This window comes from Haloferax prahovense (assembly GCF_000723845.1).
Lineage (GTDB): Archaea > Halobacteriota > Halobacteria > Halobacteriales > Haloferacaceae > Haloferax > Haloferax prahovense.
In genome coordinates this window covers 2631662-2647566 of sequence record NZ_LK053000.1, presented here as the reverse complement: position 1 = coordinate 2647566, position 15905 = coordinate 2631662, and the positions used below count along the sequence as shown (strand labels likewise).

General features: G+C 66.2%; 18 protein-coding genes. 14 read left to right on the top strand and 4 right to left on the bottom strand.

Translation table 11 applies throughout. The annotated features are described in order from the left end of the window. The first annotated feature begins 81 nt into the window (after nt 1-81). The 5 genes from proC (at nt 82) to BN984_RS13350 (ending at nt 4800) form a co-directional block, all read left to right on the top strand. Nucleotides 82-855, top strand: a complete 774-nt coding sequence (proC, locus tag BN984_RS13370; protein WP_081909203.1) for a pyrroline-5-carboxylate reductase — start codon at nt 82-84, stop codon at nt 853-855. Then, entirely contained in the window at nt 848-1723 is an 876-nt protein-coding gene (gene proB, locus BN984_RS13365; protein WP_049968416.1) for a glutamate 5-kinase, read from the top strand. Before proC ends, proB begins: the two co-directional genes overlap by 8 nt. Then, on the top strand, nt 1716-3050 hold the full coding sequence (locus BN984_RS13360) for a glutamate-5-semialdehyde dehydrogenase (protein WP_049968415.1): 1335 nt from the start codon (nt 1716-1718) through the stop codon (nt 3048-3050). Before proB ends, BN984_RS13360 begins: the two co-directional genes overlap by 8 nt. 118 nt (nt 3051-3168) lie before the next feature. Next, on the top strand, nt 3169-3831 hold the full coding sequence (locus BN984_RS13355; RefSeq protein ID WP_049968414.1) for an AIM24 family protein: 663 nt from the start codon (nt 3169-3171) through the stop codon (nt 3829-3831). A 165-nt stretch (nt 3832-3996) separates the two neighbouring features. Continuing rightward, entirely contained in the window at nt 3997-4800 is an 804-nt protein-coding gene (locus tag BN984_RS13350; protein WP_008093171.1) for an N-acyl homoserine lactonase family protein, read from the top strand. A gap of 176 nt (nt 4801-4976) precedes the next feature. Here BN984_RS13350 and BN984_RS13345 read toward each other — a convergent pair whose 3' ends face one another. After that, nucleotides 4977-5558 (bottom strand): DsrE/DsrF/DrsH-like family protein, encoded by a 582-nt coding sequence (locus BN984_RS13345; protein ID WP_008093170.1) that lies wholly within the window; start codon nt 5556-5558, stop codon nt 4977-4979. After that, on the bottom strand, nt 5555-5806 hold the full coding sequence (locus BN984_RS13340; RefSeq protein WP_049905219.1) for a sulfurtransferase TusA family protein: 252 nt from the start codon (nt 5804-5806) through the stop codon (nt 5555-5557). The genes BN984_RS13345 and BN984_RS13340 overlap by 4 nt, the downstream gene beginning before the upstream one ends. A 269-nt stretch (nt 5807-6075) precedes the next feature. Here BN984_RS13340 and BN984_RS13335 point away from each other — a divergent pair, with 269 nt between their 5' ends. The 8 genes from BN984_RS13335 (at nt 6076) to BN984_RS13305 (ending at nt 11227) form a co-directional block, all read left to right on the top strand. Next, nucleotides 6076-7263: an MBL fold metallo-hydrolase gene (locus BN984_RS13335; protein WP_008093168.1), complete on the top strand. Its 1188-nt coding sequence runs from the start codon at nt 6076-6078 to the stop codon at nt 7261-7263. Continuing rightward, nucleotides 7264-7755 carry a YeeE/YedE family protein gene (locus BN984_RS13330; protein ID WP_008093165.1) on the top strand — a complete coding sequence of 164 codons (492 nt, stop codon included), beginning with the start codon at nt 7264-7266 and terminating at the stop codon, nt 7753-7755. Next, nucleotides 7752-8216 carry a DUF6691 family protein gene (locus BN984_RS13325; protein WP_004043576.1) on the top strand — a complete coding sequence of 155 codons (465 nt, stop codon included), beginning with the start codon at nt 7752-7754 and terminating at the stop codon, nt 8214-8216. Before BN984_RS13330 ends, BN984_RS13325 begins: the two co-directional genes overlap by 4 nt. A 495-nt stretch (nt 8217-8711) precedes the next feature. Beyond that, a complete protein-coding gene (locus BN984_RS19795) occupies nt 8712-8861 on the top strand; it encodes a DUF7512 family protein (RefSeq protein WP_004043577.1) in 150 nt (49 codons plus the stop codon). Next, a complete protein-coding gene (locus tag BN984_RS13320) occupies nt 8858-9901 on the top strand; it encodes a sulfite exporter TauE/SafE family protein (protein WP_008093162.1) in 1044 nt (347 codons plus the stop codon). The genes BN984_RS19795 and BN984_RS13320 overlap by 4 nt, the downstream gene beginning before the upstream one ends. Nucleotides 9902-10044: 143 nt before the next feature. Next, nucleotides 10045-10425: a helix-turn-helix domain-containing protein gene (locus tag BN984_RS13315; RefSeq protein WP_004977164.1), complete on the top strand. Its 381-nt coding sequence runs from the start codon at nt 10045-10047 to the stop codon at nt 10423-10425. Nucleotides 10426-10533: 108 nt separating this feature from the next. Further along, nucleotides 10534-10740, top strand: a complete 207-nt coding sequence (locus BN984_RS13310) for a DUF7835 family putative zinc beta-ribbon protein (protein ID WP_004977165.1) — start codon at nt 10534-10536, stop codon at nt 10738-10740. A gap of 94 nt (nt 10741-10834) precedes the next feature. Then, entirely contained in the window at nt 10835-11227 is a 393-nt protein-coding gene (locus tag BN984_RS13305) for a response regulator transcription factor (protein ID WP_008093156.1), read from the top strand. Between the two features lie 30 nt (nt 11228-11257). On the opposite strand, the gene BN984_RS13300 is transcribed toward BN984_RS13305, so the two are convergent. Both BN984_RS13300 and BN984_RS13295 read right to left on the bottom strand, forming a co-directional pair. After that, nucleotides 11258-13012 carry a bacterio-opsin activator domain-containing protein gene (locus BN984_RS13300; protein ID WP_049968413.1) on the bottom strand — a complete coding sequence of 585 codons (1755 nt, stop codon included), beginning with the start codon at nt 13010-13012 and terminating at the stop codon, nt 11258-11260. A gap of 145 nt (nt 13013-13157) precedes the next feature. Further along, nucleotides 13158-15173 carry a sensor histidine kinase gene (locus BN984_RS13295; protein ID WP_008093152.1) on the bottom strand — a complete coding sequence of 672 codons (2016 nt, stop codon included), beginning with the start codon at nt 15171-15173 and terminating at the stop codon, nt 13158-13160. 405 nt (nt 15174-15578) lie between these two features. Between BN984_RS13295 and BN984_RS13290 the strand changes: the two genes are divergently transcribed. Next, on the top strand, nt 15579-15893 hold the full coding sequence (locus tag BN984_RS13290) for a UPF0058 family protein (protein ID WP_008093150.1): 315 nt from the start codon (nt 15579-15581) through the stop codon (nt 15891-15893). The last annotated feature ends 12 nt before the right edge of the window (nt 15894-15905 follow it).

Genomic DNA, 15905 nt, shown 5'->3' with positions numbered 1-15905 from the left:
ACTGACAACTCGTTTTCCGGTTTGGCATCGCTTGACCGGAACGCAGTTACTATCTGAGCGTCGTACCTTGACTCAGCACAAATGGTACGCACGAGCGTTATCGGCTGCGGAAACATGGGGAGCGCCCTCCTCACCGGGCTCTGGAAGGCGGGCGGTCACTCGGTCGTCGCCTGCGACCTCGACCCCGACGCCCTCGCCGCGGTCGCCGACTACTGTGAAGCGACGACGGACGACGTGTCGCGCGCCGCCGACGCCGACGTGGTGTTCGTCGCGGTCAAGCCCGACATCGTCGAGGCCGTCCTCTCGGAACTCGACCTGTCTCCCGACCAGACTCTCGTCACTATCGCCGCGGGCGTCCCGACCTCGTTCGTCGAGGCGCGCACCGACGCCCGCGTCGTCCGCATCATGCCGAACCTCGCCGCCGAGACCCGCGACATGGCCGCGGCGGCGACCGGTGACCTGACCGACGAGGTCCGCGAACTCCTCTCCGACGTGGGCGAGTTCGTCGAGGTCGAGGAGTCGCAGATGGACATCGCCACCGCGGTCAACGGCAGCGGCCCGGCCTTCGTCTTCTATCTCATCGAGGCCGTCACGCAGGCCGGCGTCGCGGGCGGGCTCTCCGAGGAAGACGCCGAAATCCTCGCCGCCCAGACGTTCAAGGGCGCGGCCGAGACCGTCGTGCAGGACGACCGCAGCGCCGACGAACTCATCGACGCGGTCTGCTCGCCGAACGGGACGACCATCGAGGGGATGGAGGTTCTCTGGGACAGCGCCGCCGACGAGGCCGTCACCGAGGCGGTCGTCGCCGCCGAGCGCCGGTCGAAGGAGCTCGCGGAGGAGTTCGCCGATGAGTGAGGTGAGCGAGACGACGGAGACCTCCGAGGTCGCTGAGCCCGACCCCGACGCGGTCGCCGCCGCCCTCGACGCCGCCGCCGAGGCGAAGCGCGTCATCGTCAAGGCCGGCACGAACTCGCTGACCGACGAGGACTCCAACCTCGACGACGACAAGCTCGACAAGCTCGTCGACGACATCGAATCGCTCCTCTCGCGCGGCAAGGAGGTGCTTCTCGTCTCCTCGGGCGCGGTCGGTGCCGGCATCGGCCGCCTCGACCATCCCACGGCGGACCGCGACACCCTCGAAGCGTCGCAGGCGCTGTCGACGGTCGGCCAGAGCCTCTTGATGCACCGCTACACCGAGAGCTTCGAGCGCTACGACCGGAAGGTCGCCCAGATACTCATCACCCAGCACGACCTGGAGAACCCCGAACGGTTCACCAACTTCCGGAACACGGTCGAGACGCTTCTGGAGTGGGGCGTCGTGCCCATCATCAACGAGAACGACGCGGTCGCCACGGAGGAACTCCAGATCGGCGACAACGACATGATTTCGTCGAACATCGCGGTCGGCATCGGCGTCGACCTGCTCGTGACGCTCACCGACGTGGGCGGCGTCTACACCGGGAACCCGAAGGAGGACCCCGACGCCGAGCGCATCGAGGTCGTCGGCGACAACTACAGCGACGTCGAGGACATCGTCACCGCGAGTTCGACCGGCGGCTTCGGCGGCATCCAGACGAAGGTCCGCGGCGCGCGCGACGCCGCCGAGTACGGCATCCCCGCCGTCATCGCGCAGTCGACCGAGCCCGACGTGCTGGCGAAGATCGCCGAGCGCGAATCGGTGGGAACAATGTTCCTCCCCCTCGATGGTGAACTCGATGACTGAGCGAGACACGACCGCGCAGGTCGAACAGGCACAGTCGGCGGCGCTGCGCCTCGCCAACGTCGACGCGGCCGACCGCGACGCCGCGCTCGGAGCCATCGCGGACGCCATCCGCGACAACAGCGAGGCGATTCTCGCGGCCAACCGCGAGGACGTCGAGGAGGCCGAGGCGATGCTCGAAGCGGGCGAGTACACGCAGGCGCTCGTCGACCGCCTCAAACTCGACGAGGCGAAACTCGACGACATCGCCGGAATGGTCGAGTCCGTCGCCGAGCAGGACGACCCCCTCGGCGAGACGCTGGAAGCGCGCGAACTGGACGAGGCCCTCGAACTGTACAAGCTCTCGGTCCCCATCGGCGTCGTGGCGACCATCTTCGAGTCGCGGCCCGACGCGCTCGTCCAAATCGCCGCGCTGGCGCTGAAGTCCGGCAACGCCGTCATCCTCAAGGGCGGTAGCGAGGCGAGCGAGTCGAACCGAGTGCTGTACGAGACGATTCTGTCGGCCACCGAGGACCTCCCGGACGGTTGGGCGACGCTCATCGAGGCCCACGAGGAGGTCGACCGCCTGCTCGAACTCGACGACATGGTCGACCTCGTGATGCCTCGCGGCTCCTCGGAGTTCGTCAGCTACATCCAGGACAACACCCAGATTCCCGTCCTCGGCCACACCGAGGGCATCTGCCACGTCTACGTCGACGAGTCGGCCGACCTCGACATGGCCGAAGACATCGCCCTCGACGCGAAGGTGCAGTACCCCGCGGTCTGCAACGCCGTCGAGACGCTCCTGGTCGACGAGGCCGTCGCCGCCGACTTCCTGCCGGCGGTCGTCGCGCGCTACCGCGACGAGGGCGTCGTCCTCCGGGGCGACGAGGCGACCCGCGAGTACGTCGATATCGACCCCGCGACCGACGACGACTGGGACACCGAGTACGGCGACCTCGAACTCTCCCTCAAGGTCGTCTCGGACCTGTACGGCGCAGTCGACCACATCAACGCCCACGGCTCGAAGCACACGGAGTCCATCGTCACCGACGACGCCGAGCGCGCCGAGACGTTCATGACCGGCGTCGACGCCGCCAGCGTCTTCCACAACGCCTCGACCCGGTTCGCCGACGGCTACCGCTACGGCCTCGGCGCCGAAGTGGGCATCTCGACGGGCAAGATTCACGCCCGCGGCCCGGTCGGCCTCGAAGGGCTGACGACCTACAAGTACTACCTCGAAGGCGACGGCCAGTTGGTCGCCACCTACGCCGGCGAGGACGCCGTCCCCTTCACCCACGAGGCGCTCGACGCCGAGTGGAACCCCGGCCACCGAAGTCGGCGAGACTGAGCGCGGCGGACGCCCTTCGGTCGTCACTCCGCACATCGAGTTCTCGCGGCACATAGAACTATATCCCTGACAGTCGCCTCTCCGGTAGAGTCGTCTCCGCTGCGACTCGGTGACTCCAATGGATTTAGACGAATTCGTCAGCACGCACGCACCGTCCGAAGGCGGCGAAGCCTTCGAACTCGAAAACTCGAAACTGCTCGACGTGGCTCTCGACGGGAGCGTCATGGCCAAGGCCGGGTCGATGGTCGGCTACACCGGCGACATCTCCTTCGAGCGGAAGTCCGCCGGCGGCCTGAAAGGGATGCTCAAGAAGAAAGCCACGGGCGAAGGCGACGTCATGATGCAGGCGACCGGCACCGGGCACCTCTATCTTGCAGACCAGGCCAAGGAGGTCCAGATTCTCGAACTCGACGCGGGCGAGGAGCTGAGCGTCAACGGTAACGACGTGCTCGCGTTCGAGTCGAGCGTGAACTGGGACATCAAGATGCTGACAAGCATCGCCGGGGCGTCCTCCGGCGGCCTGTTCAACGTCTTCCTCGAAGGCCCCGGCCACGTCGCCATCACGACCCACGGCGAGCCCATCGTCCTCCAGACGCCGGCCAAGACCGACCCCAACGCGACCGTCGCGTGGAGCGGTAACGTCTCGCCGTCGTCGAACCGCGACATCAACATCAAGGGCCTGCTCGGCCGCTCGTCGGGCGAGTCCTACCAGCTCGAATTCGCGGGCGAAGGCGGTTTCGTCATCGTCCAGCCGTTCGAGGAAGTCGGCCCCGGCGAGTAGTCGCCCGGCGCGACTCCGACTCCAGTTTTGCGCTCAGCGGCCGTTTTTCGGCCGTTTTCGTCGTTACTCGGACCGAACGGGCCGAGACGGCGCGTATCTCTCGTGCCCGGCGGACATATATTGTCTGCCTGAACTGTTATGCCGGCTCCGTCCTAATCCCGGCGTATGGGTGACATCAGCGTCCATCTGGTCGACCGCGGTCGCGTTCTCACGGATATGGGGTACGTCCTCGACGGGTACACCATGGGAAGCGCGTCGAACCGAAGCCCCGACCACGAAACGGCCGAGTTCGTCGTCTGGAACGCCGTCATCGACGGCCCCGACCGGACGGTGCTGTGGGACACCGGAGCGAACCCCAAGGCGGGCGACGGCTACTGGCCCGCCCCGCTGTACGAGGCGTTCGAGTACGTCGACGCCGCGGAACACACGCTCGAAGGCGACCTCGATTCGGTCGGCTACGACCTCGGCGACATCGACGCCGTGGTGATGAGCCACCTGCACCTCGACCACGCGGGCGGCCTCGCCGAGTTCGCCGGGACGGACGTGCCGATATACGTCCACGAGGAGGAACTGAAGTTCGCGTACTACTCGGCGAAGACAACCGAGGGCTCCATCGCGTACCTCGCGTCGGACTTCGACCGCGATTTGAACTGGAACGTCGTCCACGGCGACGAACACACGCTGTTCGACGGCTTCCGGCTCGTCCACCTGCCGGGTCACACCCCCGGCGTGCTGGGCGCGCACATCGAGACGCCCGTCGGCGACGTGCTCGTCGCGGGCGACGAGTGCTACGTCGAGGGCAACTACACGGACGAGGTGCCGCTCGGCCCCGGCCTGCTCTGGAGCGAGCGCGACTGGTTCGAGAGCCTCCAGAAAGTGAAGGAACTCGAACGCCGGACCGGCGGCGACGTGCTGTTCGGCCACGACCTCGACCGGTTCGAGTCGTTCGGCGACGGCTGGAACGTCTGAGACGGGCGACGGCGCGCTCGACGGGCTCTGATTTTCACGCGTCAACCGCAGAACAGCGGACAGACGCAGCTCTCATCGCGTCCGAAGAACGGTCAAAAGGGAACCGCAGGGATTGGTTGGGTGGTGGGTTGGGGTGGAGTGGGGGATTGAATGGCTGGTGGAGACGACGAGCCGGCCTAAATCATGAGTTGCACGTCGGCGTCGGCCATGTGCTGGAGGGCCGTCGCCGCGCCGACGCCGGTGGTGACGCCGTCGTAGAACTCGGCTTCGTCGTAGCCCATCAGCTCGATGGTCATCTGGCAGGCCTGGAGGTCCACGCCCATGTCGAGGGAGGTCTCGATGAGTTCCTCGACGGTCGCGGTCCCGTTTTCCTGAATCTTCTTTTCCATCATGCTCGTGGCGACGCTGTCCATGAAGGGCAACGCGGCCACGGCGTTCGGCATCGGCATGCTCGGGTTGCCGACCGCGCTGAGCTTCAGGTTCTTCGACTTCTTCTCGTGGAGGATGTCGAGTCCCCAGAACGTGTGGAAGACCACGACGTCCCAGCCGAAGGCGGCCGCCGTACTGGCGAGGATGAGCGGCGGGTACGCCATGTCGAGGGTGCCTTTGGTCGCGATGATGGTCATCGACTTCTGTCCGTCGTCGTCGGTGGCCTCCCGGAGGTCGGAGACCTCCTCCTGCAGGGCTTGGACCTGCGCGCGGAGGTCTTCGACGGAGGCGGCTCCCGCGTCGACGGGCGCGTCGGCGTCCGAGCTCATTCCTTCTGGATGAGGTGGCGGAAGACCGCGTCGCCGTCTTCCTCGGCCTCTTCCTGGTCGAGCATGGAGACGCCGTCGGTGGAGTCGGCCCAGCCCTTCAGGTCGCTCATACTACCGGAGTCGGTCGCGACGACCTGCAGAATCTCGCCGCTTTCGAGGTCGTCGACCGCGCCGCGGGTCTTGACGACGGGCATCGGGCAGGACAGTCCTTTCACGTCGAGGGTTTCGGTGGGTTCGTATGTACTCATTTTTCGAGGTCACCTGTGTTGGGTGTATTCCACAATATAGGTGTGCTTCGTAAAAGTGTGTCGGTTCTTGGGTAGGCTACACAATACTTAGGGTCCACCGACGTCACTGCCTGAATTGGGACGTTTCGAGGCACTAAGAATCATAACGCGCACTCACGAGTGCGAAATCACACTACAATCTGTCGGTCCTGCCGGGATTAGTATTGCAAGAAAATCAAACTACCATCCGAAAGCTTAAGTCGAATCATCCGATAGTGGGTGATGCATACATGACCGTTCCAGACCTGCCGGAACTCGAAGTCGACGTGCCAGTCATCGAGCCCGAGACGCTGAAAGCCCGCATCGACGAGGGCGAGCCGCTCACCATCCTCGACAATCGCGTGCCGTCTGAGCACGAGGATTGGCGCATCGACGGCGAGAACGTCTCGCACGTCAACATCCCCTACTTCGAGTTCCTCGACGAGGAGCTCGACGAGTCGCTGTTCGAGGACCTGCCCGAAGACGAGGAGTTCGTCGTCCTCTGTGCGAAGGGCCACTCCTCGGAGTACGTCGCCGGGCTCCTGATTCAGGAGGGCTACGACGCCGTGGCGCTCGAACGCGGGATGAACGGCTGGGCGAGCATCTACGAGTACACCGAACTGGAGACCGACGGCGACGCGCTCGTCGCGCAGTACCAGCGCCCCTCCAGCGGCTGTCTGGCGTACCTCGTCGTCGACGGCGACGAGGCGGCCGTCGTCGACCCACTCCGCTACTTCGCCGACGAGTACGTCGCCGACGCGAAGGCCCTCGGCGCTGAACTGAAGTACGCCGTCGACACGCACATCCACGCCGACCACATCAGCGGGGTCCGCACGCTGGTCGAAGAACACGGCGTCACGGGCGTCATCCCCGAGGCCGCCGAAGACCGCGGCGTCGACTACGACACGCCCTACGAGACCATCGCGGACGGCGAGACGCTCACCGTCGGCGACACCGACATCGAAGCAATCCACACGCCCGGTCACACGACCGGAATGACGACCTACAAGGTCGATAACGTGCTGTTCACGGGCGACGGCCTGTTCATCGAGTCGGTCGCTCGCCCCGACCTCGAAGACGGCGACGAGGGCGCGCCCGACGCGGCCGGAATGCTCTACGACTCGCTGCAGGAGCGCGTCCTCTCGCACGACGACGACGCTATCGTCGCCTCCGCGCACTTCAGCGACGCGGCAATCCCCGCCGACGACGGCAGTTACACCGCCACGCTCGGGGAACTGAAGGACACGATGGACGCACTTTCGATGCCCAAAGACGAGTTCGTGGAGTTCATCCTCTCGGACATGCCGCCGCGGCCGGCCAACTACGTCGACATCATCGAGACGAACCTCGGCGTGCAGGTGTCGGACGACGACCGCGCCTTCGAGCTCGAACTCGGGCCGAACAACTGCGCGGCCAGCAACGAAGCCCTCACGAACTAAATGTCGGGTCTGACGCCGCTCCTCGTCGAAGGGCTCTTTCCGAACGGTATCGCGCACTACGCGCTCGGCGGCCTCCTCATCGGCCTCGGGACCGCCGTCATCTACCTCGGGACGGGCATCATCGCCGGTGCGAGCACCTTCCTCGAATCGACGCTGTCGTACGTCTCCGACCTCCCGCGGTTCAACAAGGCGAAGTACGTCGCCTCGCGGGACTGGCGGGTCGTGTTCACGCTGAGCATCGTCGCCGGGGCCGCGCTCTACACCGTCCTGTTCGGTGACGGCTGGTGGGTCTCCGACGTACAGCCGTGGCGCTTCGCCGTCGGCGGCGTGCTCGTCGGCGTCGGCACCCGCATCGGGAAGGGCTGTACGTCCGGTCACGGGGTCTGCGGCGTCGGCTCGCGCTCGCGGACCTCGCTCGTCAACGTCGCCACCTTCATGCTCGTCGCCATCGGGGTCGCACAGCTCCTGAGCGCGCTGGGGGTGTCGCCGTGAGCGACGACGAACGCGGACTCGGGTTCATGCTGGTCGTCATCGCGGGCGGCCTGATATTCGGGTTCGGCCTCGCCGTCAGCAACATGGCCCGCCCGGAGGTCGTCCTCGACTTCCTCCAGTTCGACGACCTCGGTCTCGTCTTCGTGATGGGCGGGGCCGCGGTCGTCACTGGCACCGTCTTCGCGCTCGCCGAGGCGTTCGGCGACCGCGCGCCACTCACCGGGCGCGACTACGGCCGCCGGCTGAAGTCGTTCGACAAGAACGTCGTCGTCGGCGGGGTCGTCTTCGGAGCCGGCTGGGGTATCTCCGGCATCTGTCCCGGCGCGGCCTACGCCAGTCTCGGCGTCGGCAACTACCCCATCCTCATCGCCATCGGTGGGATGTTCGTCGGCGCGTACCTGCAGGGACTCTGGCGCGCCCGCCGTACCGAGAGCGCCGCGACCGGCACCTCCGCCGACTGAGCCGCCGTCGGCGAATTCGATTTCGTTCTTTTCCCGTCCGTCGTCCCCGGAGCGACGGCGACGAAGTTCTCGCCCCCTGTCGGTGAACCGCCGCCGATGGACCGCGGCTCGCGCGCGCTGCCGAACAGTCGGTGGTGGTTTTCTCCCGCGAGTCGACGTTCGACGCTCGCCGCCGATGCTCGAGAACGCCGCCGTGAGTGCCTCTCGACCGAATCCTCTCGGTTGATGTTCAGTCAAATATAGTATTGCACAATAAGAAAACAACTATTTTGTCATAGATAGCGGATAAATATGTTCGTAACGTCGCGTGATACAAAATATGGCCCGGTTCGGTGGTATTTCTATGTCCATTCTATAACTTATGCGTATGCAATAACGATATGGTCTTGTACAGTATTCCCAAAAGCGTTATATCCTCACTCCGGTTAGCCAGCGGTGTACAAGAAAGTATGATGAGTGCAATACACTCCGGGCACCCCGAGGGGTGCTGGTAAGATGTTCGGAATCGAGACGTTGGGCGGGAACGCACAGGCCGCCGCGCTCGTCGGCGTCGTCCTCGTCGAGGCGATGGTGCTGTACGTCGGGTACGGCGCGCTGACCGCCGCACTCGGACCGACCGTTCGGAAGGCCATCGGTGGTGAGTGAGCGTGTTCGAACTACTCGGCATGTCTGCCGGGATGCTGGCCCTCTTCGTCGCGTTCGGGGTTCTCATCGGCGTCCTGTTCGGCTTCTTCGGCATGGGCGGGTCGTTCCTCGTGACGCCCGCGCTGCTCGTCATGGGCTACCCCTCGCGCGTGGCCGTCGGCTCCGGGCTCGCGTTCGTCTTCGGGACCTCCGTCATCGCGACGCTGAAGCACCGCGACCTCGGACAGGTCGACTACAAACTCGGCATCTCGATGATTATCGGGACCACGGTCGGCCTCGAAGTCGGGAAGGAAATCGTCCTCTACCTCGAAGAGCTCGGACTCGCCGGTAACATCATCAGCGTCACGTACGTGCTGCTTCTCGGCGGTATCGGGCTGTTCGTCACCTACGAGGCGCTGAAGGGCGGCGACGGCGGCGGCGTCAGCCACGACGTGGACGGCGACGCCGACATCGACGCCGACGACATCCCCGAGTTAGCCAAGAAGATTCAGAGCTACTCGCTCCCCCCGATGATAACCCTCCGCGGCGGCGTCAAGGTCTCGCTGTGGATGATTCTCTTGGTCGCGTTCGCCACGGGGCTCCTCTCGGGTTTCCTCGGCGTCGGCGGCGGCTTCATCCGCATGCCCGCGCTGTTCTACCTCATCGGCGTTCCGGTGCCCATCGCGGTCGGGACCGACCTGTTCGAAATCATGTTCTCGGGCGGCATCGGCTCGTTCCTCTACGCGCAGTCCGGCGGCGTCGACCTCTCTATCGTCGCGCCGCTCCTCGCCGGGTCGGCTCTCGGCGCGCGCGTCGGCTCCGCCGCGACCTCCATCGTCAACGAGGACGAGATCAAGATTTACTTCGGCCTGATGCTGCTCCTCGGCGCGCTCGCCGTCGCCGTGCGGCAGGCCGGGAACTACCTCGGCATGGGCGTCCTCGACTACGTCAGTCTCGCGCTCATCCTCGGGTCGGCGCTCATGGTCTCCAGCGCGGTGCTCTACAGCGCCGTGAAGTCCATGCGCGCGCCCTCGACCACCGGGGGTTCCACCGCCGACTGAGGGCGACGGCTCGCACGCGAACCGCACTCGCATCGAACGCGAATCCACGACACCGGGACGCCGTTTCTCGCCCGGTGTTGTGCAAACTATACAAACCCTTTTGAGGGCTGACCACGTAGCCCGAACCGATAATGGCTAGCTCGATGGTCGAATACCTGCAATCGGACATGGAGTGTGAGGGACTCCTCGAGTGTCTCCACGGACTGAAGCAACTCGACCGACGGTGTTTCGAGGTGCTCGTCGAGACCGACGAACACCTGACCGTCGACGAGGTCGCCGAGGCGGTCGAGCGGGAACGTTCGACCGCGTACCGCTCCATCCAGCGGCTCCTGCAGGCGGGGCTCATCCAGAAAGAACAGGTGAACTACGAACACGGCGGCTACTACCACGTCTACCATCCGACCGACCCCAACGAGGTCGCGGACGACATGCAGCGCATGCTCAACGACTGGTACGCCCAGATGGGCACGCTCATCCAAGAGTTCCGCGACAAGTACGACGAGAAAATCGTCCCCGCGGAGTAGTTTCCTTCGACCGACGAGCGGCCGCCGCCTCTCGATTGGTCGTGTCCCAAATCGATTAGGTTCCGTATTCAACGGCGCGCAGTCCATAGCTACTGCTACGACCACTCTATGTCGAAGAGTAAAAGCAGTCCCCGAAACAACGAGTTCGTCGAAGAGTGCCAGTCGTGTGAGTCCCGGACGCCGCACGACGTCTCCATCGAAATCAAGACCGAGAGCCGGAAACGCGAGAACCGCGAGTTCTCCCGCGAGCCGTACCGTGTCACGCGCTGTACGCGCTGCGGGAACACGCGGTCCCAGCGAATGAACGACGCGTGAGCGATACCCCCGCCGACCGCCGGCCACCCTCGGCAGACCACGCCCGACCCCGACCGACCGCCTCCGCCACACCGACGTAGCCACGGTCCGAGCCATGACACAGCCACCCACACCAGACGCGCCGACTGTCCTCCTCGTCGACGACGAGGCCGCCCTCGCCGATAGCCTCGCGCTGTGGCTCGAACGCCGCTACCGCGTCCGAGTCGCGTACTCCGGGCGTGAGGCCCTCCAGACGTTCGACGAGAGCGTCGACCTCGTCTTCCTCGACCACAACCTCCCCGGTCTCTCCGGCGAGTCCGTCCTCGAAGAACTCTCCCGACGGGTCGACCCGTCGTCGTTCGCGGTCGTCATGCTCAGCGCCGCGCCCGGCGACGAACTCGCCGACCTCCCCGTTGACGCCGTGCTCACGAAGCCAGTCACCAAACGCGACGTCTTCGACGCCGCCGACCGATTCGTCGGCGACGCGCCCGAAGCCAAACTCGACTAATCTCCTTCCGACGGTCCGTGGCCGCCCGCTTCAGTCGTCCGCCGACGCGGGGTTCAGCTCGTCGAAATACGTCTCGATGAGCTTCCGCTCCGCCGTCCGGAGGTGTTCGTGGAGCGTCGGCGGCGAGATGCCGAGCGAGTCGGCGACCTCTTCTGCCGTGCTCCCGCGGGGCCACTCGAAGTAGCCGGAGACGAGTGACGTTTCGAGGACCGTCTTCTGCCGGTCTGTCAGTTTCGAGTCGAGCGTCCGCCGGAAGGAGTCGGCCGACTGGACGGAGCGCTCCACCTCGCGCTTTGCGACGACCGAGACGCCGGCCGCGGCCGTCGTCACCGCCTCCACGAGCGCGCCGTGGTCGGCGTCGGCCGCGACGTGGAGCGCGAGGGTGCCGCTCCCCTCGGAGAGCGTCAACCGCTCCACGCTCGCGCCGTGGTCGATGGCGGTCGACAGCACCGCCTCGGCGTCGGTGCGGAGTTCGACGACGGACTCCTCGTCGCCGTCGGCGACGACGCGGGCCTGCGAGACGTCGGCGGCATCGATAGCGGCCGCGACCGCGTCGCACCCCGACGCGCCGGCGACGCTGACGAAACAGGTAAGCTCGTCGCCGGCGCGGGTGACGCCGTCCAGCGAGAGTCGGCAGTCGAGCGTCGCCGAGAGACCGGCGAGCACGCCGGCGTCACCCGCGCCGGCGACCTGAAACTCCAGTTCGACGACGCTGTCGCCGTTGAGAAGCTGCTTGCTCTGGGTTGCGTTGATACCGTTGCCGACGGTCGCGCCGAGGTCGGAAAACAGGCCCGCGGACTCCTCGTCGAAGCCGTCGGTCTCGTCGTAGACGACGAGCGCGCCGTACGCCGTCTCGCGGTAGTCGATGGCGACACAGAGCGCCGACACCGCGTCGAGGTCGGCGGCGTCGTCGCCGAAGACCGCCGCGCGGTGCGCCTCGGAGATGTCCTCGAAGGCGAAGCCGTCTTCGACCGTTCCGTCGATGTCGAACGCCTCGTCGACGAAGTCGAGGTCGACGCCCGCGGGGTCGAGTCCGTAGCCCGCCGCGGCGGTACACCGGAGCGTGCCGGCGGCGGTGCGTCTGAGAACGAACGCGGCCTCGTGGGCGCTCGCGACCGCGTCGCAGACGGTCTGCTCGATTTCGTCGCGGCTCCGCGCGTCGATTATCGCCCGGTCGATGTCGCGGAGGAGCTCGTTGGTCCGGTTCAGGCGGTCGAGCTGCGCCTCGCGGTTACGAATCGCCGCCTCGTGTTCGGCTCGGACCGCCTCCAGTCGACCGCGGAGGTCCGACAGCGCCTCGGGCTCGCGGAGCTCTTCCACGTCGCGGCTGTCGAGCGCCGCCTCGGTGGATTCGAGCGCGAAGTACTCGCGGACCTCGGACTCGAAGCCCGACCGCACGAGCAGCTCTTCGACCGTCTCTTTGACCTCCGACTCCGAGACGGGCTTGACGAGGTAGGCGTCGAACGGCATGTCGACGATGTCGGTGTCCGGCTCGACCGCGGTCATCATCGCCACGCGGCAGTCGAGGCCGCGCTCGCGAATCTCGTCGAGCACGTCGTCGCCCGTGACGTTCGGCATTCGGCGGTCGAGGAGGACGACGTCGACGGTGTCGTCGAGTCGGTGGAGGGCTTCTTCACCGCCGTAGGCGGTCTCGACGGCGAACCGCTCGCCGTCGAGCCAGTACCGGCAGGTGTCTGCGAGGTCCTCGTCGTCGTCGACCACGAGAACGACCTGCTCGGCGGCCCGCTGTTCGGGGCTCTCGCGCGCCGAGCGTTCGGTGACCATCGTATCGAACACACAGTAACGGCGAACAGTAATATATCTGCCCATCACAGCAGGTGGAATTTAGGCGGTTCAGTGACCCGATTCGGTCGTCTCCGACGGACGGGGAACTCCCGCGACCGACTGCGACCCGACCCGCGGGCCGAACTCACGCTCGCGGGAGCGTGACGACGAACGTGGCTCCGCCGCGGTCGTTGTCCTCGATTGCGACCGTCCCGCCGTAGCTCTCGACGATTTCGCGGACCAGAAACAGCCCGAACCCGTTGCCCGGATTCGACAGGTCCTCGATGCGCTGGTCGACGATGCGGTGTTTCTCCTCGTCCGGGACGCCCGGGCCGTTGTCGGAGACGCGGAGTTCGACCGCGTCGTCGCCGGCCCCAACCTCGACTTCGACCGCCGGGTTCGGCTTGTCGTTGTGCTGGACGGCGTTTTTCAGCAGGTGCTCGATGACCTCGTCCAGCAGGTCGTCGGCGACGACCGAGACGTCGGGGAGTCGTCCGACTTCGACGCTCGCGGCCTCGGTCTCGCTCCGCAGCGACTCCGCGCCGTGGTCGACCGCCTCGTCGATTCGACGCGGCCGGAACTCGTGGGACTCGCGCTCGACGATGACCTTCATGAACGTCCGCATCGTCCCGACGAGTTCGGTCATCTCGCGGACGCGTCCCTGTATCGTTTCGAGGTGCGTCAGCCCCGCGTCGTCCACGAAGTCCTCGACGATGTCTGCCCGCGCGCCGACCACGTTGAGCCCGTTGAGGAGGTTGTGGCGGATGATGCGGTTCACGAACTCCAGTCGCTCCTGTTCGCGCCGCAACTCCCGCTCTCGCTCCTTGCGGGCGGTGATATCGTGGCCCTCGAGGACCAGAAGCGACACCTCGCCGTCGTCGTCGTGGACCGGGGTGACGGAGAAGTCGATGACGACTGGCCGGTCCGTGTTCACCCGGTCTATCTCGACCTCGTAGCGGACGAACTCGCCGTCGGCCGCGCGGTCGAGCGCGGCCCGGAGGTCGGCGATTCGCTCGTCGTCGCCGCGCCACCACGGCGTCTCCCACGCCCGCAGTCCGACGATGTCGTCGCGGTCGCCGTCCACGAGGTCGAGGGCGGCGTCGTTCACCCGGAGGACAGTTCCGTCGGGCTCGACCAGCCCGATGTACTGGAAGGTGCTGTTGAACACCGCGTCCAACTGTCGCTCGCGGCGCTTCCGGTCGGTCATGTCGCGAGTCACCTTGGCGAAGCCGATGACCTCACCGGTGTCGTCGGTCAGAGCGGTGATGGTCACAGACGCCCAAAAGCGAGTACCGTCGGCACGGACGCGCCACCCCTCGTTTTCGGCCCGGCCCTCGGTCCGCGCTCGGTCGAGAAGGCGCTCGGGCAGGCCGTCTTCGGCGTCCTCGTCGGTGTAGAACGTCTCGATGTGCTCGCCGAGTATCTCTTCCGTATCGTAGCCCTTGATGGCCGCCGCGCCGCGGTTCCAACTCTCGACGCGACCCGAGGCGTCGAGGCGGAACAGCGCGTACTCCTCGATGTTCTCGACGATGCGCGAAAACGCCTGCTCGCGGCGTTCGAGTTCGCGCTCGCGCTCCCGTCGGACGTGGGTGTCGATGCCGTGGGCGACGGCGTGGCCGAGATTCGAAATCGGCTCGGCGAGCTCCGCCGTGAACGCCCGCTCGTGTTCGGCGTACATCGTGAGTACGCCGTAGCGCGCGTCGTCGTAGACGAGGGGCACCGACGCCGCCGAGCGGTAGCCGCGTTCGAGCGCCGGTTCGCGGAACGGCCCGAACGCCGGTTCGTCGGCGATGCTGTGGGTCGCCTGCACCGCGTTCGACCGGACCGCGCGGCCGACCGGGCCGTTTCCCTCGGGGCGCTCTGCCGACACCGACACGTCTATCTCGTCGAGGTACCCGTCCTCGACGCCGGCCCACGCGGTCGGTTCCACGTCGCCGGTCGTCTCGTCGACGACGCCGACCCACGCGAACCGGAGTTCGTCGGTCTGGACGAGTCGCTCGCAGACCTGCCGTTCGATGTCCGCGCGCCCGCCGGCGTCGACGATGGTCTCGTTCACGTCCGCGACGACCTCGTTGAACGTCGCGAGGATGTCGAGTCGCTGGCGCAGTTCGCGCTCCGTCGCAGACGGGTCGTCGACCGACTGCGGAGACCCGTCGGTCATCCGTCTCGACCCCCCCTCGAACCGGCGTCCCGTCGTGCGTGCATACCCCGACTCTAACCCCCACTGACTTGTGCGTTTCTCGGTCGGTCCGAGCCAGCCCTAACCACGTAGGGCCGTGAATTACTACCGACCGCGCCATTCGACTATATGGCCACAGTGACCTGCCCGGGTCACTCGTCGTGCCCGCACGACCCTACGGCGGAATCGACAACCTACCCCCTCTCTCCGCCCTGGGGACGTGTCCCTGCCCAAACCCCAACTCCCTTTCCGCGAAACCGACCGACGAGCCACGGGTGTTTCGTTCGTGTCCCCGGTGCGTACATTCATTTCTAGCCGAGGCAGATACAAGACCAAAAGCACGCACCACCGCGCCATTTACGCCGGATGAGCACATACGTGCAACCCATGAAGAAAAACGAGCTCATTCACGTGCATTCGCTGCTCGTGGAAATCGCTACAGACTACCTCGACCGCGGGGTGCTCACGAGCGCCGACCTCGAACCGTACCACCGTCTTGGAATCGGCCCGATGGCTCTCCGGGACTGCCGGGCCGACCACGAGCACGCCGTCCGGACGCTCACGACCGCGCTCGCGGTCGGTGCCGCCCGCGAGCTCGACCGCGACGCGGAGTCGGTGCCCGGCCGACACCTGCTCCGTCCCGACGAGGCGACCGACGCCGACGCCGACCCCGACACCGACCAGCGCGTCACGTCACACTGATATTTTCTTCGC